Here is a 24710-nt window from a genome sequence, read left to right on the forward strand (position 1 = left end):
GCTGTCATAACATTCAATAATGACGGACGAATAGGAAGCGTGTCTAGAGCCCGTTGATGATTCCAGCTGTGCGCATAGTGCTGTGTATGTCGACAGTTACTTGTTTTGAGTCGTTGACCTTTTATTTCCAGCCACGAATTTTTCATAGCTTTGAAAGCTGCCGCTTTTTTTCGCCAAGAGGTACCAATGACGTTTATGTGTCGACTGCTGATTGTTGATGATGATCCGACGATTCGCTTACTCGTTTCTTCCGGCCTTAAGCGTAAAGGTTATGAAGTATTTCAAGCTGCTGATGCCGAACAGGCGCTGGTAGTTTTTCGGGATCATTCCCCGGACCTCGCGTTGATCGATGTCACCATGCCGGGGCGCAACGGCTTTGAGTTGGTGCAGTCAATCCGTCGAGGCGAGGCAGGCCTTGCATGTCAACAGGTTCCGCTTTTGATGCTAACAGGCTCGGATGACGTAACCTCGATTAATCAGGCGTTTGAGTCAGGCGCAACGGATTTTATTACCAAACCCATCAACCTGCCGCTGCTGGCTGAGCGCATCAAGTATGCGCTGCGTGGGGCACAGCGCGAAAAGGCGCTGCGCGACACACAGCTAGAACAAGCGAGTGCCTGTAAATTAGCCCGTTTGGGCTTTTGGCAGCTCAACTTTACCGATGACCACCTTAGCTGGTCAGCCGGTGCTCACGATGTCCTGCAGTGGCCGGCTTTACCTGAAAGCGGTGAGCAACTGCTTACGCTACTGTCTCCCAAAGACCGGCTACGGTTACAAGCCTCACTTAGTGATGCCGAAGCTTCTGGTGAGGGGATCAATTTAGAGGTGACAGTCGGTAGTGGAGTGCTGGCGCGTAAACTGCGGCTGCAAAGCGGCGGAAAAAGTGAAGATAATCATTTGATCGGCGCTTTTCAGGATGTAACAGCACTGCGTGCCTTTGAAGATAAAGCCATTTATCTTGCCGAATATGATGAGCTTACCAATCTGCCCAAGCGACGCCTGTTTTTAAACTTACTTGATGAACAGATAAATAGTGCCCCCGAATCGCCGTGGATGATGCTGACACTTGATGTCAGTCGGCTACACCGCATTAACGATGTGCTTGGCATCCAGGCGGGCGACCAGGTGTTAACGCTATTTGCTCAGCGACTGAAGCAGAGTACTCCTGAGAGTGCGCTAGTGTGCCGTTTGGAAGCGGATACGTTCGGTGTTGCCGTACCACAGACGAGTGCAAAAGAGATTGGAGTGCACTACGAGGACTGGATAAGGCCTTTAGCACGCCATTATGTTGTCAGCAACTCAGAGGTTTTTGTTGACTTCACTGCAGGGGGAAGCCTCTATCCGCAGGATGGGCACAATGGTGAAGAGCTTTTGCGTACGGCATTGTTAGCGCAGCGTTTTTCACGTTACCAAGCAGTCGCACAGCGGTTAGTGTTGTTTGATGAGGTGGATGTTTATGCCGACGAAGAGGTGCTAAGTCTTGAAACTGATCTGCGCAAAGCGTTAGCACGCGATGAATTCTTTTTGGTCTATCAGCCGCAGCAACGGCTTAGCAGTGGTGGGTTTGATGGCGTAGAAGCGTTGCTTCGCTGGCGTCATCCAGAGCGAGGTGTCGTATCACCAGCTCAATTCATCCCTTTGCTCGAAGAGAGCGGCATGATCGTTGAAGTCGGTGACTGGGTGATTAAAGAAGCGTGCCGCCAGCTTGCCGAGTGGCAACATGAAGGGCTTGATTTGTGCATGGGGGTAAATCTTTCGGCCCTGCAGTTTGAGCAGCCAGGATTAGCCAAGCAAATTGCTGAGCATGTCGCTGATCACAAACTAAAACCGTACCACCTAGAGCTGGAAATTACAGAAAGCACAGCGATGAGCAATCCTTCAGCAACACTTGCCATTCTGCACGAACTAAAAGGATTGGGTTTCCGCTTAGCTATTGACGACTTTGGCACAGGACACTCTTCCTATGAGTACTTGTTGCGCTTTCCGTTGAATACACTGAAGATTGATCGAAGCTTTATTACTGGTGTTGCTGATTCTCGCCCCAGCCGCGCGATCGTTCGTTCACTCACCGCGCTTAGTCAAGGCTTAGGTTTAAAGACCATCGCTGAAGGTGTGGAAACTCAGCGGCAGCGTGATTACCTTGATGCGCTGGATGTCGATGAAATACAAGGCTTCTTGCTAGCCAGGCCAATGGAGCCATCCGCATGTTTGGCATTTTTATGTACAACGGCCAATGCAGCGCTCCATGAGGGCATGTGTTAGTCAGAGGGCGCTATATATCAAAGCTACCATGGCAGCGGGGGCATCATGCAGTTTGAATTTGAGCCAACTGGGACTCCTGAAGCGTTCGGCACCGCCTTACATTCGCTTGCCGCGCAGGAAACAATAAAAACAGTGCTGGTCTTTGCGTGCGACGAGAATGGTTGGAAGTCAGGGGATATTGATGTTTGGATAACAGACGCTAAGGTGCCCGTTGTGGGTGGGCTTTTCCCTCAGATTGCTTTCCAGGGTAAAAACTATGCGCATGGTACATTGCTGATCGGTTTGTACTGTTCCGCTGATGTAGGCGTCGTGAGGGAATTGAGCGATGCAGACACTGATTTTGAGTCAATACTGGAAACATGGGCAGATCATTGGCCGCTGGAGGACCATCAGCGCACACACTGTGTACTGGTTGATGGGTTAGCTTCGCGCATCAGCGCGCTGGTGGAGAGCTTATTTTTCACCTTTGGCCTTGAGCATAACTTTATTGGCGGTGGCGCTGGATCGCTTAGCTTTGAGCAGCGTCCTTGCCTCATCACGCCGCAAGGGCTTTTGCAGGATGCTGCACTGGTGATTTCGTTACCTATTGCCAGCTATATCGGTGTGACTCATGGCTGGTCGCCGATAAGTGATAGCGCCATCATTACCCAAAGCGAACGCAACGTTATCAAGAGCATCGATTGGCAGCCGGCAGCGCAGGTATATCGTGAGTGGATTCACGCCTATAGTGGCGACATCATTACTCCTGATAATTTTTTTTCCATTGCCAAGTCTTATCCGCTGGGTATTGTCAAACTCGGTACCGAGGTGGTTGTGCGCGACCCGTTAGCCATCACTCCAGAAGGAGAACTCGTGTGTGTTGGAGAAGTGCCCGAGGGGTGTGCAATGAGGCTTTTACACGGCAATCCGCAAGCGCTGATTGAAGCGGCAATCAGTGCTCGAGAGCAAGCGCTGGAAGCGGCGCCTTCGGCAAAAGCCGGCTGTCAACGGCTGCTGATTGACTGTATATCCCGTGTCTTATTTTTAGGTGATGACTTGTCTCACGAGCTTGAGGCTGTCAGCGATGGCATGCCGGTTTTCGGCGCTTTCACGCTAGGCGAAATCGCCAACAGCGGCAGTGATTACCTGGAGTTTTATAACAAAACAACGGTGCTCGGCATTCTGGATAGCTGATTCAAACCGCATTTCACTCAAGACTTCAAAGAAGCGATACGTACGTGGAAAAACGGTCGGAAACTGACACCCTCTACGAAATCTCGCTGTCGATAGGACAGAGCCTGAGCCTGGAGTCCATGCTGACTCAGAGCATTGCGACTATGGTGCGTACGCTCAACTGCATCAGTGCCTGTGTGTTACAGCAGTTCGAGAGCGATGATGGACATGCAGGCATCGCCACCAAGGTACGTTGGGAGCGCTCACTGTGCATGCCGCGGAGGCTTTTCAAGCAGCCAGACCATGTGGCTTTTGTTGAATCGCTTGAGCTGCCCGATAACTCTCAGGCGCTTGCATCGCTACATGCCCGTCTTCCGCGACGCGTGTTATGTGATGACGGTGAACGCTACGTTTTTTCACTGCCTCGTTTTGGCATTTTGTTGTTGCGCAGGAAAGGCGAAGGATTTTCTCACAGTTTGATGATGTCCTTGGCTAAACTGATGGAAAAGTTGGCCAATGCGGCGCGTGCCTGTCTGTACGAAGACGAATTAAAAGAGAAAGTGCAACAAGCTGAGTCGGCCAACTTAGCTAAGAGCCGGTTTTTGGCCAATATGAGCCACGAAATCCGCACGCCGATGAACGGCGTGATGGGAATGCTAGATTTAGTCCTTGAGACACCATTAAGTAAGGAGCAGGAAGAGTACTTGAATTTAGCGCGTGTAAGCGCCGACAGCTTATTAGAAATTATTAATTTATTGCTAGACATCTCCAAGATCGAAGCCAATAAACTTGACCTCCGCCTGGAGGGTATCGATTTTTATCAGTTTATTGGTCAAGTACTCAAAGCACAGGCGCCACGAGCACTCACTAAAGAAATACGCCTTAGTTATCGGCTAGATGAAAACTTGCCACGCTATATCGCTATTGATCCGCTTAGGTTGCAACAAGTGTTGACCAATTTAATTGGCAACGCGTTGAAGTTTACGGAAATGGGTAGAGTGCACCTTGAGGTATCCCAGCTAGAACCGCCCATGTATGAACCTTACCATGAGAAGGTGTGGCTCTCGTTCAAAGTGACCGATACCGGAATCGGCATCCCCGAAGCACAAATAGATCGTATCTTTGAGGCGTTTGAGCAGGTCGACAGCACCACTAATCGCCGGTTTGAAGGCACCGGCTTAGGGCTCGCCATTACGCGCCAGTTGGTGGAACTCATGGGAGGCCGGATTTGGGCAAGCAGCCGCCTGGATCATGGGACTTGCATGACATTTCACATTCCAGTGCCGCTAGCTGAACCTGTTCAGGCTATCGAAGCGCAACGTCTAAAGCCAAGCCAGCACCGCGTGCTTTTGGTCGAGGACGAGCAAGTTGATCGTGACGTCTTCCGTGCAATGATGAAGGTGCTTGACGTACCTTTTGAATTAAGCACCAGTGGACCAGAGACGCTGTTCCGTCTGCGTTATCCGCGTGATACTCAAGACAGCTTTGACCTGGTGTTGATCGACGTACGCATGCCAGGTATGAGCGGGTATGAATTGGCGGAAAAGCTGATCAATGAGCAACTGATAGCGCCAAAGAATATTCGTATCGTCACGTCGTCAGCACTGTCAGGTGATACCCAGCGCTGCCAAGCGCTTGGCATTCCAGGCTATATCACTAAGCCGCTAGCCCTTGGAGACCTACAGCAGCTCTTACTTGAACAGCAGGCACCGTTATCCGCGCTAAATTCAGTGCAAGACGAGACCAAGCTTGATGCGCCGCAAAATTCACTTTCGATCTTATTGGCAGAAGATAATAAGATCAATCAAAAGCTAACGCTACAAATGCTCAATAAAATAGGTGCCCACTGTGAGGTAGCCCCTAACGGTGAAGAGGCGGTGGCTAAGTTTCAGCAGCAACGCTTTGATATTGTCTTAATGGACATGATGATGCCCTTGATGGACGGCATTCAGGCCACACACGCGATTCGCCGCTATGAAGCTGATCAAGGCCTACTGCCAACACCTATTATTGCCTTAACTGCCAATGCGATGAAAGGTGATCGTGAACGGTATCTCAGCGAGGGGATGCAAGGTTACGTCGCTAAACCCGTTAAGGCAAAAAAGCTGACCGGTGAAATTGCACGTGTTTATGAGCATGTTGCCACGCAACGTTCCACGCAGTTTAAGAGAGAGGGGGGATTAGAATATGTCAGCGTGCATACCTCTTTACAGCCTAAGGCTGACATGATGACGCTGGATGACTTTCTTGCCATGGCCGATATGCCCACTGCCAACATGAAGGAAGCCCCTTCGAGCCCTGCGGAGACTGTGGTGTCTACTGAAACCGGTGCTGCTTTTGACTGGCAGGCCACTGTATTGCGGCTTGGTGGTGACGCGCAGCGTGTAGTACCGCTGCTGCAGCTTTTAGCCGACGAGCTTTCCTTTCATCGTCAGCGCCTGCACCATGCTTTGCTTAATCCCCACGCGCCGGACGATATTATCGAGCACATGCGCAAACTTGAACCATTAATCGGTACCCTTCAGGCCGAGAGCGCCCGGCAAGGCGTGATTGAGCTGCAACAAGCAGCAGAGCGTGCGGTTCCGCTGATGCAATTACAGCGGCTGATGCGCACGCTGCTGGAAGTGTTGACAACACTGGAGCAAGAGCTGCGTCTGGAACTTGAGGAGCATTAATACGGATAGCTTAATCCCAGCTTTTGCAATTGTTTGCATTTCATGTTTCTGGTCTGCGTTATCTTTGCAGAGCTTATAAAAGACCTCTTCTAATCTTTAGACACCCATAAATGAGTGTCTAAACCCAATGTAGGACAATATTTCATGTCGATGATGGCGACCCCTTTTCGCTCTTGGTTATCCTTTAGCCAGTCGGTGTTATTTATAGTCAGCCTTACTGGCGCTTCCGCGAGTTTTGCCCTAGAGCCCCCCAAAGACCGCGTTATACTGACGGTTAGTGGTGATATTGGCGAAACCAATGCGGAAGATAAAGCCGCTTTTGACTATCCCATGTTAGAGGCTCTCGGTAGCCATACCATTGTGACGAGTACTCCATGGCATGATCAGCAGATGACCTTTGAAGGTCCCCTGGCACGTGACCTTTTGGAAGCACTGGATGCTGAAGGCGAGAGTGTGCGAGCTGTTGCCTTAAATGATTATGAGGTAACAATCCCAACGGAAGACTTTTACACCTATGACGTGATACTGGCGACACATGCCAATGGAAGCCGAATGAGCGTGCGAGAGCACGGGCCTATCTTTGTCATCTATCCCTACGATCAGCACACCGAACTGAATCAGGAAACGATTTATGCCCGCTCGGCCTGGCAAGTCAATCGTCTGATTGTCGACTGAACGAGGCGAGTTACCTGTAGGAAGTGGTGTTGCCCATGGCGCTTCATTTTACGTTACCGGCTTTTGTCCGCAGAAACCCACTGTCGGTAATTGGTATCAGCGTACTTTTTTGTGCGTCGCTTGCGTTGGGTAGCATCGCCCTTTTTAAGCATCAGTCCGTAGATAAACGGCTTTTTGAGGATGCTGTTTGGGCTACCTATCAACTCGACCGTGAAGTGCGCGATGTACGTATTGCGTTGCTAGAAGCGTCTCCCGAAGCGCTTGAATCACTGAAAATGGCCTATGACATTCTCTACAGTCGCCTGAGAGTGGTTGAGCGCGGTCAAGTCGCGCAACTAATACACCGCGTTCAAGTGCGTGAGTACGATGTTGATCAAGTGTTGGCAGACATTCGCGCACTGGATGAGCCGCTTATGTCACTTGATGCAGCATCGCTACCGGAGCAGCGCCCCAGCTTGAACAGCAAGCTAAAAGAGATCCAGCACGCGACCGGGCAGATTGCCACTGAGGTAAACCACTTCTTCTCGCGGCAGCGTCAAGCGGATAGAGAAAGCCTGGATACGTTGATCCGGGCGACGCTATTTTTGGTCACTCTCACCATGTTGGCAGGTGTGTTGCTGTTACTTCAGCTCAGGCGTCAGCGTAAGGCGCTAGAACACCGGCAGGAGAAGCTAAGAGACACAAACGAAAAGTTGGACGCTGCTCGACGTGAAGCAGAAAGTGCAAGCCAGGCGAAATCTGACTTTATGGCGGTTATGAGTCATGAAATTCGCACACCCCTTAACGGCATCGTAGGGATTACGGATTTACTAGAAAATGAAGTGATATCCAGTGTTACGGGTCGTGAGTACTTAAGTGCTCTGCGCGATAGCACTCATGCCCTGTCAACCGTGATTAACGATATTCTCGATTACTCGCGCATTGCAGCAGGCAAACTTTCGCTTGCTCCTCAGCCATTTGACCTGGGGTTGTTACTTGATTCGCTATGCCGTAATTATTCTCTGCGCGCCAAGGGAACCGCCATTGCGTTTGCCTGTCATCGCCCCCCATTAGGCGTTGTGTTTGCCGACCCGAACCGCTTGCGCCAAGTGCTGATGAATTTGCTCAATAATGCATTCAAATTTACCGATAGTGGAAGCATAACGCTTGAAGTCACGCAAAACCACGCGGATGAAACGTCAATCAGCCTGCTCTTTAGCGTTGAAGATACTGGCTGCGGCATGAGTCAATCGCAACAGAAAAAATTATTTCAGCCATTTTCACAAGTGGATACATCGCTGTCGCGTCAACGAGAAGGTACTGGTCTGGGCCTTGTGATTTGTCAGCAATTGATCGAGGCAATGGGGGGAACTATCCAGCTAGAAAGTACGCTTGATTGCGGCAGTCGTTTCTATTTTTCCCTTTCGCTACTACGCTCCCAACTGCCTGAAGGTGAGCAAGATTTACCGGAAGTGTCAGTGGTGAGTGCCCGCGTGTTAGTAGTGGAAGATAACGCCATTAACCAAATGCTGATACGCAAGCAGCTTAGTAAGCTCGGGCACCAAGTCGATATTGTTGAAAATGGCCAGCAAGCGTTAGACAAAGTGGATCAGTCATCTTTTGATGTGATCTTAATGGATATGCAAATGCCCGTCATGGATGGCTTGGCGGCTACTAAAGCGTTGCGTAGACGAGGGGATTCCACTCCTATCCTCGCCTTAACGGCTAATGCAATGCCAGAGGATCGCCAACGCTGTCTAGATGCCGGTATGCAAGAGGTGATTACAAAGCCTGTGCATGCTTCCACATTGGAGCGCCAGCTTAATCATTATGTTGTCTTGGGAGCCAATGGATGAGCTGTAAAAATTCCATGAAAGCTGAGCACTTCATGGAGGCAGTGCCGCATGCGTTGGTGGGTCTGACGCGACAAGGAGAGTGCTGTTTTATTAATGCTAAGGCGCGTTCGCTTTTAGGTGAAGCCGCATCGCCGCAATGCCTCTCAGGTTTGTTAGAAGTGCTCCCTGGTGCATTATCTTCGGCATTAGGCTCGTTGTGGCAAACTTATTTGATGGACCTCACATCCGAGCAGTCGAGCAATTGTTCCATAGTGGCGGCAGTACAAGGCAAGCATTATCAGCTGCACCTGATACCGGTCGACGATAATGCCCTCGTTGGCGGTGTGCTTTTAACCATCGAAGACATTACTCAAGAAGTTCATAAAGAGATACAGCTAGATGTGTTTCGCCAGGGAGTAGGGAACTATCGTGAGTTACACCAAAATGATGCGCGCTGGGACTTTATGTTGGAGGCGTTAAAACGCCTAACCAATAGCCAGTATGCGCTTATCGGCGAGACGGTGACCCAAAAAAACAGCGCGCTATACAGCTTGCGCGTCCACGCGGTTTCTGATTTGTCTTGGAATGAATCCTCACGCCAGCTGATGCAACGTTTGCGTTCCGGTGAAATGACATTGTCGAATCCAGATAGCATTCTTGGACGGGTGTTTGCGTATGGCGAAACGGTTTTGACTGATGACCTTGCGGGACATCCTCATAAAACGGGATTTCCACCGGGACATCCCGAGATATTTAATTTTCTCGGGGTGCCTATCTATGATGGGGAGCGTCTAGTGGGAATGTTTGGCGTCGCTAATGCGCCACAGGGTTATCATATAGGAATGGCACGCGAACTTGCCCCTTTTACCACGACGTGCGCGCTATTGATCAACCTTTACCGCGATAGCAAAACTCGTGAAAAAGTGCTGAAACGTTATGCCGTTGCTAAGGATAAGGCGCAAGCGGCTAATCGCGCCAAAAATGATTTTCTTTCCTCTATGAGCCATGAGTTGCGTACGCCATTAAACGCGATTTTAGGCTATGTTCAGCTGTTGAATGATGTTTCTGATTTACCATTGGAAACCCAATTATATATTAAACATATCGATGATAGCGGTAACCATCTTTTAGCGTTAATCGGTGATCTGCTCGACTTTGCCAATATTGAAGCGGAGTTGTTACCCGCGGATCTCAAGCCTGTGGCTTTGCAGCCCATACTGGATAGGTTGTGTCATCAGGTTCAAGGCTTGGCGTCCAAACACGCTATTACGTTAAAGCCCTGGGATAGTCGGGGGTATTATGTAATGGCCGATGCTGAGCGTGTTCAGAGAGTGCTCTTTCAGTTGGTAAGCAATGCCATTAAGTATCAGCCTCAGGGGGGGAGCGTCGACATCATTATTGAAAAAGTGGCGCAACAAGTTGCTATTCATGTGATGGATGAAGGTATTGGCATAGATCCCGCCTACCATGCGGACGTATTTACGCCGTTTAATCGGCTGGAGGCGAGCAAGGGTACAATAGAGGGTACAGGAGTAGGGCTGAGCCTAGCGCTGAAACTGGCGAAAAGCCTCGGTGGCACCGTGACACTTAAGAGTGAACCCAGTCAAAGCAGTACAAGACATCATGCTGGAAAGCACGTTGGCGCCGATTTCACGCTTTGGCTGCAATACGCAAAAAGGCCTATTAAAAGTCACGCAGACCATTCTGGTACACAAGAAATACCGCTTAAAAAAGAAGCTGAGTACAACGGTGCTAGAGTGCTTTATATCGAAGATAACAGGATCAACCAGCGTTTAATGGAGCGCGCCTTTTCTAAATGGCATTTGCTCTCATTGGATATTGCCGAAAGCGCCGAACAAGGGCTCGAGAAGCTTAGTCAGTCTTCCTACGATTTGGTGTTAATGGACATTAGCCTCCCCGGTATGGACGGCTATGCCGCACTGAAGAAAATACGTGCTACTCCAACGTTAGCCTCTTTGCCTGTTATTGCCGTGACGGCACACGCTAGCGATACGGAGATACACCGTGGCAGAGAAGCTGGGTTCGACGACTATGTAACAAAGCCGGTGAAACTGAATCTGCTCAAGCAGATGATACATACCTATTTAAATTAGTCGAATTGGAGTTGGCTGTACGCTTTGTGTGGCTAACCGTGTGTAATAAGAGGTAAGTGTGCCCGAAAAAATGGCTTTATCCACTAGTTACGGCATTGCGTTGCAACCGATTTGCAATGCTCAGTTTGTGCATGTTGCTGATGAACTCCTATATCGCGCGCGTTCTGGGGCTGACTCTGTTCAAATTGATGACCCTCTTTTAGCCACAGCGCGGGCATGCACTACCGCTTTTTATGAAGTGGGGCTTAGGTCGCTGGTAGGGGAGCGGCGGCTTTTTTTTAATGCCACCGCTGAGTGGGTAAAAAACCCCAATATTATGCCGTTGCCTAATGCTCAGCTGGTCGCTGAAGTGCCAGCAACGCTTTTAGCCGAGCCAGATATTCGCCAACAGCTCGCCGAGCTGCGCGAGCAGGGGTATCGAATCTGTGTGGACGATGCCACGCTAGATGCACATGCCGACGACATACTTGAAATGGCCGATTTTTTAAAGGTGGATGTCCGGCGTCGCGACGCGTGGTCTTGGCCTATGCGGTATCAGCATCAGGCGCTAACCCTCATTGCCACCTTTGTTGAAAATCGCGACCAGTTAGCGCATGCGAAAGAGTCTGGGTACGCGTTATTTCAAGGGTTTGTCTTTGCACCACCCAACCATATTCAGTCGCCAAATAAACACCGTTCAAGTAATTCGGCAGTAGAGATGCAACTGCTTGCCGAGTTAGCCCTTAATGACCTGTCTCCCGAGCGACTGGAAAGTTTGCTAGTCCAGCACCCTCATTTGTGCCAGCTCATATTTAAACAACTTAACTCAGCCGCTCACGCCAACCTGGTACGCACGGTTAGTAGTTTACGCGAGGCCGTTCAACTGCTTGGCACGCGCCGGTTAACAGCCCTTGCAGCAGCGCTTTCGCTATCGCGCAACGATCCAGTACAAGCAGTTCAGTTACGTGCGGTAGTGATCAGGGCGGCGCTGTGTCGCAACATCGCAAGCCATCTCAAAGATGTGAATGAAAGTACGGCCTTCACGTTGGGGTTGCTTTCCTTGATTGGCCAGATTGAGGGTGAGCCCATGGAGTCGCTGCTCGCCTCGGTGCCCCTTGAAGATGGTGTAAAAAAGGCACTGCTTCATCGAGAAGGCGGTTTAGGGCGATTACTTAACCTAGTGGAGCGGTTTGAGAACGGGGTGCTTACCCAGGTCAGTGCAGGTGTGCTCGGTTTTCTCAATGATGATTATTTAAAAGCCGTCGCCTGGGCGGATGCGTTAATCAATGCGGCACCTACCACGAATAAACCCCATGGCAACAATGCCAATAGATAGAAACTCTCATCGCCCTGCAAGCCTCTTGTGACGTTGCTGGAAATCGTCACAAAGGTTTGCAATCTCATTTTAATTGCCACGCTACACTGCCTTGTAAATACCAAATGTCACCCATTGGACGGTGGCGTATCCACTGATTCAAGGTCAGCTTTAAGCAAGAGGTAGCACGTTAATGGCATTAAAAAAGAGCACTTCTCGTACTTCTTATACACAGCCTGCCAGCGAAGAGGGCGCATCACGCTCAGTGGAGCAGCAGCGTCGTCGTGCGCGCACGTTGGCAAAACAGCAGCAAGCATCCGAGCGTGTGGCCAGTGCGGCGCAACAGCTCGCTGCAGGTATCACTGAGTCGGGGCGTGCGCGTGATCAGCTCAACGATGCTGTGCAGGAAATTGCTTCAGGTGCCGAGGAGGCTTCATCGGCAAGTCAGGAGAGTTTGTTTGCTGTTAAAAGCATTGCTGAGCAGGTGAATGCACAAGCCGCAGCGGCTACCGAAGTGCGGAAACTTGCTGAGCAAGCCAACGATCGCGCCGATGGCGCTAGTGACAAAATTCGTGCCCTTGTTGAGAGTCTGCGTGCAACGGCTACCCGCCAGGATAACTCCCTGAAGTTAATGCAGCGCTTAGAAGAGCAGGCAGGAGAGATCAACGAAGCGGCACGGCAAGTGATGCGTATTGCTGACCAGACCAATTTGCTGGCCTTGAATGCCGCTATCGAAGCGGGACGTGCCGGGCGTCACGGCAAGGGGTTTGCAGTGGTGGCGGACACAGTGCGCACGCTGGCGGAAGGCGCAGAACGCAGCGCCACTGAAATAACTGAGCTGGTCGACAGTATTCGCCACAAGAGCGATGAGGCAGGTGGTGCTGTTAAACGCTCCGCTGAGGCAGCGCTTGAGCAGATCAAAAACGGTGAAGCCATTGAGCAGGGCTTCGACGCCATCCTCAATGAGGTGCGTAACGTAACGCGCGGTGCACGTGATGTCAGTAACAGCGTCGATGAGATTAAAAAAGCCGTAGACGATTTGCAGCAAGGGTCGGAAAACGTCGCTTCGGCGGCTGACCAGCAAGCCGCTGCCGCAGAAGAGGTCGTCAACTCACTTGGCGAGCAGGGGAGAGCCTTGCGTGGTGCTGAAGATGCGGCCAATGAGCTTGAAGAGGTCTCCGACGAACTTCGTAGTAGTACGGATATTGCCAAAAGTGCCGAAAGCGTGGCCTCTTCTGCCGAAGAACTCGCAGCGTCAGTTGAAGAGCTTAACCGCGGCGCACGCGAAGTAGATACCGCATTAAAAGAAATTTTGAGCGGCGCCGAACAGGGGGCATCAGCCGCAGAGCAAGGGTTGGCCGCTATCAGTCAAGTCGAAACCGCGGTGCATCAGAGTGATAAACGCGCAACGCAAGCCACCACTAGCATCAAAGAGATTGGCGAGAAGCTCAATGAGAACCATGCCAATGTCCATACCATGGTGGCCACGATTCGCGAGGATCTCCATGCCTCGCGAAATAACCTGAAAAATGTGCGTGATGTGCAGCGGTTAAATCGTCAGATCGACAAAATTGCCAACGCCATTGCCAATATCGCTATTAAGACGGGCATGTTGGCCGTAAATGGCGCTGTCGAAGCCGCACGGGCTGGTGAGTATGGCAAGGGCTTTGCCGTTGTATCGGGTGACATTCAGAATCTTGCCGATGATGCCTCCACTAACGTTGAGCAAGTGCAAGATCTCGTTCGGCGTATTCAGGATCAGGCGGACGCCGTTGCCGGCGATTTGGACACTTCGTTGGTTACAGTAGAAGCGGATGTCGCGCGTACTGAGCAGGTGCTGACGGATATCGATGAATTGACAAAGCTGCGTAATCAGCTCAACGACGGTGCCGAGCGCGTGCAGGAGTCTGCCGGCGAAATCAGCGTAGCCGTGACGCAAAGCAAGAAAGGGATGGAGCAGATTGCGACCGCTGCCGAGCAGTCCGCTTCGAGTGTTCGGGAGGCTTCAACTGCTGCCGATCAGCAGGCGCAAGGGATAGAAGAGCTTGCTGCTGCCGTAGAAGAGATCGCCTCGATCGCCGATGAAATGCAAAGTAGCTGATGCATAACGAGCCAGGAGGCGATATGAACGCAACGCTTCAAACGGATACCGACAGTGATGATGGCGGGTTGCTGCAAGTAGTGAGTTTTGCCCTCGGTCAGGAAACGTTTGCTCTGCCGATGACCCAAGTACTGGAAATCATGCGCTATCCAGAGCCGGTAAAAGTGCCCATGACGCCGCCCTCTCTGCTTGGTTTGGCGGGGCTGCGCGGCAGTGTGTCACCTATCGTGGATTTGCGAGCTCTAATAGGAATAGGTCAGAGCACGATTAATGATGCGAGCCGCGTACTGTTACTGGATATGGGACAAAGCGTGGGTATGGTGGTTGACCATGTCGACCGTGTCATGACCCTGGACAGTGCATGCATTGAACCAGCAGTCGAGATCAGTAGCGTTGATACCGAACTGCTCAGAGGTGTTTATCGGCTAGAGGATAACCAGCAGCGCCTGCTTCAGCTCCTCGACCTTAATGCTTTGATGGCACGCGAATTTGCCGGCGACTCCGAAGATGGCAGTGCTGGGATGCTGGCTAGCATTGGTACGGCCGCTAATCAGTCCGTCGTGGAAGATCAAGAAAATGACGAACTAACGCAACTGGTGAGTCTTGAAGTAGATCATCAGGAGTACGCGTTTCGTCTTGGCGACGTGCAAGAAATTTTGCGCTATCCCGATCGCATTAGTCGCACGCCTAAGGCTCCGGCACACGTGATTGGGTTGATGACCCGGCGAGGAAAAACCTTTCCACTTTTCTCCATGCGTGCTTGGTTGGCGTTGCCTCCTTCGCCGGCGGATAGCGAACAAGTGGTCGTCGTATTACGCCGTGGTCAAGTGCGTTTAGCGTTAGCGGTAGATCAGGTCAAAGAAGTCGTGCGGCTCGACGAAAAACATCTTGAGCCGGTACCCGATGTACTGGCTCGAGACCCCAGCATGCAGGATGTGGCGGCTATTTGCCGTTTAGACGAGGGACGCCGTCTGCTCAGTTTGTTGGCTACTGATCCTCTTTTTGTCACCGCTAATACGTTAGCGCTTGTCGACCCCCAGGCTGAGAAAAGCCCGCAAGAGCAAGATGCTGCCATGACCGATGCAACCAATGAAGAGCAAAATGACGAATGCCAGCTAGTGGTCTTCACGCTTGATGAGCAGCAATACGGCATTTCTATCGAGCAGGTGCAAGAGATCACCCGGCTGCCTGAGCGCTTTTATCATGTTCCCAAAAGTCCTGATTTCATCGAAGGCATGATGAATTTGCGCGGCACGGTGTTGCCGGTGGTGGATATGCGAACCCGCTTCGGTGTGGCCGGTATTGAGCACAATGAACGGCAACGTATCTTGGTGCTTAACCTAGCCGGTATCACAACCGGATTTGTCGTGGATACCGTCAGTGAGGTACGTCGTCTGCAACGTCACACGATTGAACCGGCGCCGCGCTTGTCGGCTGCGCAGCAAAAATTGCTCGGCGAAGTGGTTCGCACACCTGACAACCAGCTGATTCAGCTGCTTGATGTTAATGCGCTGATGAGCCACGACGAGCAGCAAGCGCTAGTCGAAAGCGCAGATGTAAATGAAAGCACGTTGTCAACGGCAAATCAGTGACCTTTTAGGAATAGCGCCATGTCATTAAAGGTTTTGATTGTCGATGACTCGGCACTGATGCGCCGTCAGCTTAAGCAGATGCTGGAAAGAGCAGGCGACATCGTGAGCGAAGTTGCGCGTGATGGGCAGGATGCCCTTGTGCGTTTGGAAGCTTTCGATCCAGACGTCATCACACTCGACATCAATATGCCGGTAATGGATGGCCTGGCTTGCTTAAGCCATATTATGGCCGAGTCTCCACGTCCGGTCATTATGGTTTCTTCGCTCACTGAAAAAGGCGCTTTGGCGACCTTTGAGGCGTTGGAGCTTGGCGCGTTCGATTATGTCAATAAACCTGGCGGCACCGTCTCGCTTAATTTGCGTGATGTCGAGCAGGAGTTGCAGCAAAAAGTGCGTGCTGCGGCTAATCAGCGTCAGTCAATGGCGACCAAGGTACAAAAGCGCCGTTTACACGACGCCAAGGTAACACGCCAGCCGCGTCAGTCGCTAAGAAGCCGAGTTGGAAGCCGCTATAAATTGGTTGTGGTGGGCGTCTCAACCGGCGGCCCAAGCACGTTAGAAAGTATTCTGCGTGAGTTGCCGGCGGGCTTTCCCGTGCCGATTGTGGTCGCGCAGCACATGCCCGCCCACTTCACAAAACCTTTTGCTGAACGGCTTGACCGTCAGTGTGCGCTAAAAGTGACAGAAGTGCGTGGACCGGCACTGCTGGAACCTGGCCACGTTTATATTGCACGTGGCGACGCTGATGCCCGGATCGTAAAGCGCGCCGGCAATATACGCATGATCAGTATTCCTGCCTCAGATACCCACCTTTGGCACCCGAGTATTAGCCGATTGGTGACGTCAGCCCGTGAAGTCTATCAAGACCGCGAACTTATCTGTGTGCAACTCACTGGCATGGGGGATGACGGTGCCGCTGAGATGGCCAGTGCACACCAGCACGGTGCATTAACCATTGCCGAAAGCGAAGCGAGTGCCGTGGTCTTTGGTATGCCGCGAGCACTTATCGAACAGCAAGGAGCAGGCATGGTGCTTGAAAGCGAAAAAATTGCCGCGCAGCTGGTGGAGTGGGCAAGCCGCTAGTCAGGTACCAAAAGTGGCGCGTTATGCTTATAAATTTACCCAAAATTGCTACTGACATAAGCGATCGATTAATGCCGGGAGGCTAACCATGGCACTTAAACGTCCTGATACCGATCATGCCTTGCCGGCACAAGAAAGGCGCCAGCAGGAGCGCGACAGTGCCACTCTTTTGGCAGAACTAAAGATAGAGCAGGCGCCCATTCGGCGCTGGGCAGCACGCGATCTAGGGCGCCATCCCGAAGCTGCAGAGGCTTTGCTGGTAGCGTTGAATGACGAGCCTGATGCAAGCGTACGTGAAGCGCTGTTCTGCAGCCTAGAGGAAATTGCTCATCACGATCCGAGCAGTGAAGTAAGCATGATGATCACGCGTGGACTGCTTACGTTTTTGCGCTCTGACAGTGCGTTATTGCGCAATGAGGCAATCGATGTGTTGCAGACGCTACCTGAGTCGGTAGCGCCACATTTAGATGCCTTATTAAACGACGAGGATGCGGATGTGCGTATCTTGGCGCTAGATATTCTTCGCGCGCTGCCTCATCCCAATTCGCCAGTGTGGGTGACTCAGGTCTTGGCCCGTGAAACGCACCCTAACGTGCTCGGGGCGGCGGTAGACCGAGCTACTGAACTGGGTACTAGCGACATGTTGCCAGCGCTCAAGGTGCTGCAAGCACAGCCAGATTTACCCAGCTATCTGCGTTTTGCGATCAAGATCGCGCTAGAGCGCATTGAGGACGATGAGCCACAAGGAAGCCAAGCATGGTAGGTGCTGAAAGCCAAGTCGGAGAGACGTTGATTACAAGTGCTGAGTTTGCCCGCTTTCGCGACTACTTCTATCGTCGCACGGGGCTCTACTTTGAGGACAGCAAGCGCTATTTCGTCGATAAACGCTTACTAGAACGCATGCGTGTCACCGGCCACGACAGCTTTCGTAGCTACTTTACCTTCGTTCGCTTTGAGGCCAAGGGAGAGGAGTTTCAGCACCTCGTCAACGCCATGACGGTGAACGAAACCTACTTTATGCGCGAGAAGTATCAATTCGACTGCTTGGTTAGCGAGGTGCTTAACGAGCGGCTTGCCGCACGGCGCTCAGGGGAAACGCTAAAGATTTGGTCAATCCCCTCAAGCACCGGTGAAGAGCCTTATTCTATTGCCCTTATGTTGCTTGAACACTGGCCGGCTATTGCCGATGTCGATGTCGAGATTGTGGCATCTGATATTGATACGCGTGTGCTGACCAAAGCCCAGGCAGGTATTTATAACCAACGCTCGCTCATGCATGTGAGCGAGCGTGTGCGCAGGCGTTATTTTACATCTTTGGAAGGGCAGCGTTGGCAGCTTAACGCCGACATTCGCGATGCCATTGCCTTTAGTCAGGTTAATCTCTCGGACTTGGAACAGACCCGCAGCTATCGCGATTTTGATGTGATTTTTTGCCGTAATTTGTTGATTTACTTTAATGATGCGGCCCGTCGGCGTGCTGCTGAAGTGTTCTTCGATGCCTTAGCGCCGGGCGGCTTCATCTTTTTGGGGCATTCGGAGTCAATGAGCCGTATCTCATCGCTGTTTACCGTGCGCAAGTTTACGCAGGCGCTGGCCTATCAAAAGCCCGACAACAGCCATTCCCTGACCCCGCAGGGTGTTTCGACATCTCAAGGTCTGTTTAAACGTTAAGGAGAGCCGGGTGAAAACCGTATTGATTGTTGATGACGCCGTCACGGTACGCCTGTATCACCGTGAGTTAATGGAGGCGCTGGGGCATCGCGTGATAGAAGCCGAAAATGGCGTGGAAGGATTGGAGCGTATGGCGGATGCGGCGGTCGACCTCATGCTAGTGGATATCAACATGCCCAAAATGGATGGTTACCGCTTTGTGCAAGCGGTGCGCAGTGATGCTCGTCTCGGTAGCGTGCCGATTATCATGATCAGCACCGAAGCGCAGTACCACGACCGTGCGCGAGCCTTTAGCGCGGGAGCTAATCTGTATGTCATCAAACCCACCGAGCCCGAATATCTACAGCAGTTGGTAACACTTTTGTTAGGTACGCCCGACGCTGTGGTGAGCGTAGGAGACCATGCATGAACCCGCTGCTCCAATCATTTATCAACGAGGCGCGCGATAATCTCGAAGTCGCTAGCCGCTGCTTGCTGGCGCTGGAACAGTCGCCCAACGAGGATGCTCTGCTCGACGAGCTATTTCGCGCCATGCATACCATCAAAGGGGCGTCTGGGCTGTTCGATAACCTGACAGAATTTAGCCGTCTATTGCATGTGATTGAGGATGGCCTGGATCAAGTGCGCAGTCATACATTGCCGCTTACGCCCGAGCTCACCGATGTCATCTTTGATGCGCTTGATGTGATCACCCAGTGGCTCGATAGCGTGGAAGCCACCGAATCCCTTCCGGAAAGTGCCCCCGCGCAGCTTAACGAGCAACTTGCGGCGTTAAACCAAGCCATGCAGCAGACAACGGTGACAGCGGTTGAAGAGGCAATGCCCAGCGACGTGGTGTCTAACGACATGTCGATAGACGCCAATACCTCCGTCACCGAGGCACCAGAATGGGTGCAAGCCCTACCCGATAACACACGTCGCTCGCTGGTTAAGGCAAGTCTTGAGGCCCCAGATGCTACCTTGATGGCTGTGGTGTTCACGCCACCCGAGGAGTGTTTTTTCCAGGGCCACGATCCGCTACAAAATGTTAAAACACTGCCAGGTCTGCAGGTGATGCAAATTGCTCCCCGCCAGCAGTGGCCCATGCTGGAAATACTTGACCCCTACCAGTGCGTGCTCAATTTCTCACTGGTGGCACTCGCGCAAGAAGATGAAGTTCATCACCACTTTCGTTACCTAACCGAGTCGGTGAGCGTGGAACCCTTAGCGGTTGAAGCATTGATTCGGCCCTCAGGGGAGTGGGAAGAGGATGCGCTCATCGCACCGTTTATCGATGAGGCGCTACCGCTTGCCGAAGCAGGTGATTGGGCGTCGCTGCGAAAGCGATTGACACCGCTAGAGCAGCTCAGTGGTGAAACCCTTTATGCGCATAGTGTGGTGCACTGGTTAGCGTTGGCGCTACGTTTCGATTCACCTCCCCAAACAGTTATTTTAGGATTAATCGATGCGTTACGAGAAGGCCACTATCAACCTCGTGCGCCCCTGCTTGCATCGGCTGACGCGCTATCGACTAACTCTCTACAGCCAGTGGAGGCCCCTCTTCCAAACGTGGCGAAGCCCGAGAATGGGCAAGGGCTGATTCATGAGGTATTAGCGCAGCAAATAGAAGTACTGGACGCGCCCATCAGTGCCGAGCTTTTTGCGCCTCGTTTTGATGCGGTGGCCCATGTGGTGCGCCAGTTAGTGGCCCAGCTTGGCGATGCCAACGAAGGATTAGAAGAAGCGATTACGCGGTCGCGTGAACAACAAAATGGTGCGCTTTTACAGCAGTGGCTGACTGCATATCTCGCAAGGCAGGCGCCCGAAGCTGCTCCCTCTCCCACGCCGGCTTCGCTTGCGCCATCTGACGTGACCGATATAGCAACACCGGCGGAACATGCCAAGCGAGTGGAAAAAAACGACAAAGCGCCGGCAAGCGGCCAAACCATCCGTGTGGAACAGCAACGTATCGATGAACTGATGACGCTGGCAGGCGAACTCGTCGTGGCTAAAAATGCGTTGCCATTTTTAGCCAAAAGCGCCAACGAAGGCATGTCCAGTGCAAACATTGCCAAAGAGCTCACTAGCCACTACGCCAACATCGATCGCATTGCTGATCGTATGCAGCAGGCGGTGATGGGGGCTCGCATGGTGCCACTTTCGGTGGTATTCCAGCGCTTTCCACGCCTTGTGCGAGACATGACCCGCAAGCTTGATAAGCAAGCTGAATTGGTGCTAGAGGGTGAAGAAACGGAGGCTGACAAGCACGTAGTGGATCATCTCGCTGATCCGTTAGTGCATTTAGTGCGCAATAGCCTAGATCATGCCCTGGAAGGACCAGCCGAGCGACAGGCGGCCGGCAAGCCGGCAAATGGAATGATTAAACTGCGTGCGCAGGCGCTTGATGATCAAGTGCTGATTGAAGTCATTGATGACGGTCGTGGTATTGATGCGGAAAAGCTCAAACAAAAAGCGTATCAGCGCGGCTTAATCGATGAGCAGAAGCTTGACACCATCACGCACCAAGAGGCACTTCAGCTAATTTTTGCCGCAGGTCTTTCCACCGCCGAGAAGGTCTCGGATATCTCTGGACGCGGCGTAGGGATGGATGCTGTACGCACTGCGGTTGCTGCCTCTGGCGGGCAAATTAGCGTGGCGAGCGAAGCGGGAAAAGGAACTACGATTCGCATCTTACTGCCGCTATCGATGGCCGTGGCGCGGGTGATGATGGTGCGTATCGGTGAGCAGGATTACGGTATCGCCATGGCCAATATTCGTGAAACGGTACGTGTGCCGGTGTCATCGATTCACCGTATCAAGCGCAGTGAAAACATTGTGTTGCGCGATAAGCTGATTCCACTTAAGCGGATGAGTACCTTGCTGAATCTAGCCCCCTCTCCTCCCCGCGACGAGGAGGCCATACTCATCGTCGAGGTTGAGGGGCAGTTGGTCGGGTTGGTGATTGATGATTTCCGTCAAGGCATTGATATTGTGCAAAAACCCATGGAAGGCATCATGGCCAATTACGGTATTTACGCCGGAAGTGCGCTCATGGGCGATGGACGCGTGCTGCTCGTTCTCAATCTATCAGCGCTATTAGAGAGTGCTGCCCAGACAGAGGCTAACCAAGCCCAAAAAACGCTAGGAGAGAGCCATGCCGATTGAGTTTAAGCGCCGCAGCGCCATTTTTACAGGCGCTTGCGAGGTCGAAGAGGCTGAAACCCTGCACAGCTGGTTACTAGAACAGCCTAAAGCGAGCCTCAATTTGCGCCATTGTGAACACCTGCACACGGCTATGTTACAAGTTATCCTCGCAGCCAAGTTGCACGCATCGGTTAAGATTGACCCTCCCCCCAATGATCCTTGGCTTGCGCAAGTATTGCGCCAAGCTAGTGCTTCGCAGCTTGACGCAAAAATGGGAGAAGCGTGGGCGTGATTCTTACTCTGGCCAATCGTAAGGGCGGTACCGGTAAGACCACCACCGTCGTCAACCTAGCGGCGCTTTGGGGCAGCCAAGGTCAGCGCGTGCTGGTTATCGACCTCGATAGCCAAGGTCATGCGGCGATTGGCTTGGGGCTTACGTATGAACCCGCTGCCAATGCGACCATCCACCACTTGTTGCGGCATCCCGATACGCCGGTTAACGCGTTATGGCAGGCGACTGCTTGCGAAGGTGTGAGTTTGATACCGGCAGATACTCGCTTCAGCGGTCACGGTGAGCAGTGGCCATTGACGGGGCTTCAACGGGCGCTTGCCAAAGGCGATATCCTTCACTATTTCGACGTTGTGATCATTGATACGCCACCCACTCAAGATGGTTTGTTAATCAGCGCCATGTGTGCTGCCAGCGCCGTTCTGGTGCCGTTTGTCCCACATCATCTTGGGGAGGTGGGGGCAAAGCAGCTCGCGCGACTTTTCTACCGTGTTGCCACCGAGCAAAACCCCTCGCTTGGCATGCTAGGGCTGCTGCCGGTGATGTTTGATGCACGCTTGCAACTGCACCGCCAGACGGTTGACCGCTTAGCGCGTCAGTTTGGCCAGGCGCGGATGCTGGCGGGCGTGCGAAACAACATTAAGCTGGCTGAGGCTTTTGCTCACGGACTTCCTATCCATTGCTACGCGCCTAGAAGTGCGGGCGCTCAAGATTACCGCGCGCTGATCCAGTCGCTCGGTGCCAAAAATTCTCACTAAACCGCGCTACAGGAGTTTCTCATGGCGAAACGCATTTTTTTGGTTGATGACTCAAGCACTATCTTGATGAGTTTGAGCAATATTTTAAAGCAAGCGGGCTACGCGGTGGGAACCGCCCCTGATGGCGAAGCAGCGCTAGAAAAGCTAAAGGGACTAAGCCAAAAGCCGGATCTGATTATTACCGATATCAATATGCCCAAAATGAACGGCTTGGAGCTGATTCAGGCAGCTAAAGCGTTACCGGGCTATCGTTTTGTCCCGATTTTGGTGCTGACCACCGAGTCACAGCAGGCGCGGCGAGAAGAAGCGAAAAAAGCGGGTGCGACAGGCTGGTTAGTCAAGCCGGTGCAAGGTACTGAACTTATCAATGTGGTCAAGCAAGTGGTGCCAGGAGCGTAGCCATGAAAGGCTCGATTATTCAGCGCTGTAGTGTCTATGGGCAGCGTCTTTTGATACCCACTGCGCTAGTGGTGTTGTCACTGGTGGCATCTTCGTCTGGATGGCTTGCACAGCACACAGGCTTAGCCACGCTAGGGTGGGGCGTTTTGTGGGCTGCACTGGCGGTGGCTGCCTGGGCGCTTGTTGAGCGTCAGCGCCAAATGAAGCTTCAAGCGAGTGGTAGCCAGTACCGGGTGCCGGCTGATGGTGCATCAGGTGAAACGGCGAGTGTTATCCATGGGGTTCAAGCAATGGCTGAACACGATCAGCTCGCAATGAACCGTCTTGAAGAAACTATTGACTTTACTGAAGATGCGGCCAATACCCTGATTAATAGCCTTGTGGGGGTTAACGGGCTAGCCGATGAGTTAATGGAATATTTAAAGGAAGCTGGCGAACAAAGCGAGCAGATGCAGCGTTCCTTTGAAGATAGCAGCCATGTGATCCAGGAGTTAGCGCAGTTTATCCACACGCTACCTGAGCATATCGAAGAGCAGCGCCAAGATTTCCGCATGTTAGGAGAACGCATAGGAGAGCTGAATAAACGGGTGGAGGCGATCCAAGAAATCAGCCAGCGCACGACGCTGCTGTCATTGAATGCTGCGATTGAAGCTGCCCATGCGGGGGAGGCCGGGCGTGGTTTTGCCGTGGTGGCGAAAGAAGTTCGCGCGCTTGCCGCGAGTTCATCGGAAGCGGCGATGACAATTACCCAGAGTATTCATGGCGTACAAGCCTCGGTCGATAGCTATTTCGGACCCGAGATGGAGGCACGGATCCAAAACGATATTAGTGAAGTGAAGCGGCTAATAAAACAAACCCAGGAGTTAGATGATGGTTATACCGATATGCGGCTTTTCTACCGCATGCTACTGAGCGCTATAACTCATCACCATCAGGGCCTAGCTAAGGAAGTCAACGATGCGCTGGGAAATATCCAGTTTCAGGATGTTACGCGTCAGATAACCGAACGGATTCGCGAAAGTATCTTAAGTCGCAATGACGCCTTAAATGATATTTCTCAAGCGCTTGAAACTCAGGCGTCGCCACCGTGGCATTTGCTGACTGAGCTCAGCGCTGAATATGCCGAGAAAGATGCTTATCACCATTCCCATGCGTCACTGAACGTTAATGAAGGTGCATCCAGTTTTTACAGTGATCATGAACAAAATCGCGGTGCCAAGATAGAGCTATTTTGAGCTTTGAAGTCAGTGTCGGTCACCGCGATAAGATAAACAGTTACAGTACGATGAGCAGGTAATGTTATGGCCACTATATTATTAATCGATGATGACGATCAGTTTCGCTATACCGCCAAGCAAATGCTGGAAATCGATAAGCATCGTGTTATTGAAGCCACTGAGGGGCATGAGGCATTAAACATGCTTGAGCAAAATGCACGCAATATCGACATGGTGGTGACCGATATTTGTATGCCGGGCATGGATGGTACCGAATTGATTTTGACACTGCGTAAGCGTTATCCGTCACTTCCCGTGCTGGCTATCTCTGGCGGGCAGCGCACGCTAAACAGTCGCTTTACGCTAGGGTCAGCGCGCATGGCCGGTGCTGAACAAACACTGGCTAAACCGGTGAGTTTGGCCGACTTCCGTTCGGCAATACGCACCGGGCTTCAAGCCGGCGCTTCTTAGCGCGCTTCCAACAGTATGTA

General features: G+C 52.0%; 19 protein-coding genes. All 19 read left to right on the plus strand.

Translation table 11 applies throughout. From position 1 onward, the window contains the following. Positions 1-186 precede the first annotated feature (186 nt). The 19 genes from BQ9846_RS09850 to BQ9846_RS09940 all read left to right on the plus strand — a co-directional run bounded on the left by BQ9846_RS09850 (position 187) and on the right by BQ9846_RS09940 (position 24690). Entirely contained in the window at positions 187-2262 is a 2076-nt protein-coding gene (locus BQ9846_RS09850) for a putative bifunctional diguanylate cyclase/phosphodiesterase (RefSeq protein WP_075880794.1), read from the plus strand. A gap of 45 nt (positions 2263-2307) precedes the next feature. Further along, positions 2308-3435, plus strand: a complete 1128-nt coding sequence (locus BQ9846_RS09855) for an FIST signal transduction protein (RefSeq protein ID WP_075880795.1) — start codon at positions 2308-2310, stop codon at positions 3433-3435. Positions 3436-3479: 44 nt separating this feature from the next. After that, entirely contained in the window at positions 3480-6089 is a 2610-nt protein-coding gene (locus tag BQ9846_RS09860) for a response regulator (protein ID WP_144049409.1), read from the plus strand. 144 nt (positions 6090-6233) lie between these two features. Beyond that, positions 6234-6764 (plus strand): putative pterin-binding protein, encoded by a 531-nt coding sequence (locus BQ9846_RS09865; protein WP_235818950.1) that lies wholly within the window; start codon positions 6234-6236, stop codon positions 6762-6764. Between the two features lie 35 nt (positions 6765-6799). Continuing rightward, complete coding sequence (locus tag BQ9846_RS09870; RefSeq protein ID WP_075880797.1) at positions 6800-8599, plus strand: response regulator; 1800 nt, start codon at positions 6800-6802, stop codon at positions 8597-8599. Beyond that, entirely contained in the window at positions 8596-10692 is a 2097-nt protein-coding gene (locus BQ9846_RS09875; RefSeq protein ID WP_075880798.1) for a response regulator, read from the plus strand. Before BQ9846_RS09870 ends, BQ9846_RS09875 begins: the two co-directional genes overlap by 4 nt. 427 nt (positions 10693-11119) lie before the next feature. Then, complete coding sequence (locus BQ9846_RS09880; protein WP_159437924.1) at positions 11120-12007, plus strand: EAL and HDOD domain-containing protein; 888 nt, start codon at positions 11120-11122, stop codon at positions 12005-12007. Between the two features lie 172 nt (positions 12008-12179). After that, complete coding sequence (locus BQ9846_RS09885; protein WP_075880799.1) at positions 12180-14087, plus strand: methyl-accepting chemotaxis protein; 1908 nt, start codon at positions 12180-12182, stop codon at positions 14085-14087. Positions 14088-14110: 23 nt separating this feature from the next. Next, positions 14111-15679, plus strand: coding sequence for a chemotaxis protein CheW (locus BQ9846_RS09890; protein ID WP_159437925.1), 1569 nt, complete (start codon positions 14111-14113; stop codon positions 15677-15679). Between the two features lie 18 nt (positions 15680-15697). Then, positions 15698-16762 (plus strand): chemotaxis-specific protein-glutamate methyltransferase CheB, encoded by a 1065-nt coding sequence (gene cheB / locus BQ9846_RS09895; protein ID WP_075880801.1) that lies wholly within the window; start codon positions 15698-15700, stop codon positions 16760-16762. Between the two features lie 88 nt (positions 16763-16850). After that, complete coding sequence (locus BQ9846_RS09900; RefSeq protein WP_075880802.1) at positions 16851-17525, plus strand: HEAT repeat domain-containing protein; 675 nt, start codon at positions 16851-16853, stop codon at positions 17523-17525. Beyond that, positions 17519-18433, plus strand: a complete 915-nt coding sequence (locus tag BQ9846_RS09905; RefSeq protein WP_075880803.1) for a CheR family methyltransferase — start codon at positions 17519-17521, stop codon at positions 18431-18433. Before BQ9846_RS09900 ends, BQ9846_RS09905 begins: the two co-directional genes overlap by 7 nt. Before the next feature lie 10 nt (positions 18434-18443). Further along, complete coding sequence (locus tag BQ9846_RS09910) at positions 18444-18842, plus strand: response regulator (protein ID WP_075880804.1); 399 nt, start codon at positions 18444-18446, stop codon at positions 18840-18842. Further along, complete coding sequence (locus BQ9846_RS09915; protein ID WP_075880805.1) at positions 18839-21577, plus strand: chemotaxis protein CheA; 2739 nt, start codon at positions 18839-18841, stop codon at positions 21575-21577. The genes BQ9846_RS09910 and BQ9846_RS09915 overlap by 4 nt, the downstream gene beginning before the upstream one ends. Continuing rightward, on the plus strand, positions 21567-21848 hold the full coding sequence (locus BQ9846_RS09920; protein ID WP_075880806.1) for a hypothetical protein: 282 nt from the start codon (positions 21567-21569) through the stop codon (positions 21846-21848). The genes BQ9846_RS09915 and BQ9846_RS09920 overlap by 11 nt, the downstream gene beginning before the upstream one ends. Then, a complete protein-coding gene (locus BQ9846_RS09925; protein ID WP_202403266.1) occupies positions 21845-22603 on the plus strand; it encodes a ParA family protein in 759 nt (252 codons plus the stop codon). Before BQ9846_RS09920 ends, BQ9846_RS09925 begins: the two co-directional genes overlap by 4 nt. 21 nt (positions 22604-22624) lie before the next feature. Beyond that, positions 22625-23002 carry a response regulator gene (locus tag BQ9846_RS09930; RefSeq protein ID WP_075880808.1) on the plus strand — a complete coding sequence of 126 codons (378 nt, stop codon included), beginning with the start codon at positions 22625-22627 and terminating at the stop codon, positions 23000-23002. Positions 23003-23004: 2 nt separating this feature from the next. Further along, positions 23005-24237, plus strand: coding sequence for a methyl-accepting chemotaxis protein (locus tag BQ9846_RS17150; RefSeq protein WP_075880809.1), 1233 nt, complete (start codon positions 23005-23007; stop codon positions 24235-24237). A gap of 66 nt (positions 24238-24303) precedes the next feature. Continuing rightward, positions 24304-24690: a response regulator gene (locus BQ9846_RS09940; RefSeq protein WP_075880810.1), complete on the plus strand. Its 387-nt coding sequence runs from the start codon at positions 24304-24306 to the stop codon at positions 24688-24690. Positions 24691-24710 lie beyond the last annotated feature (20 nt).

It is taken from the genome of Vreelandella massiliensis, assembly GCF_900155385.1.
Taxonomy (GTDB): Bacteria; Pseudomonadota; Gammaproteobacteria; order Pseudomonadales; family Halomonadaceae; genus Vreelandella; species Vreelandella massiliensis.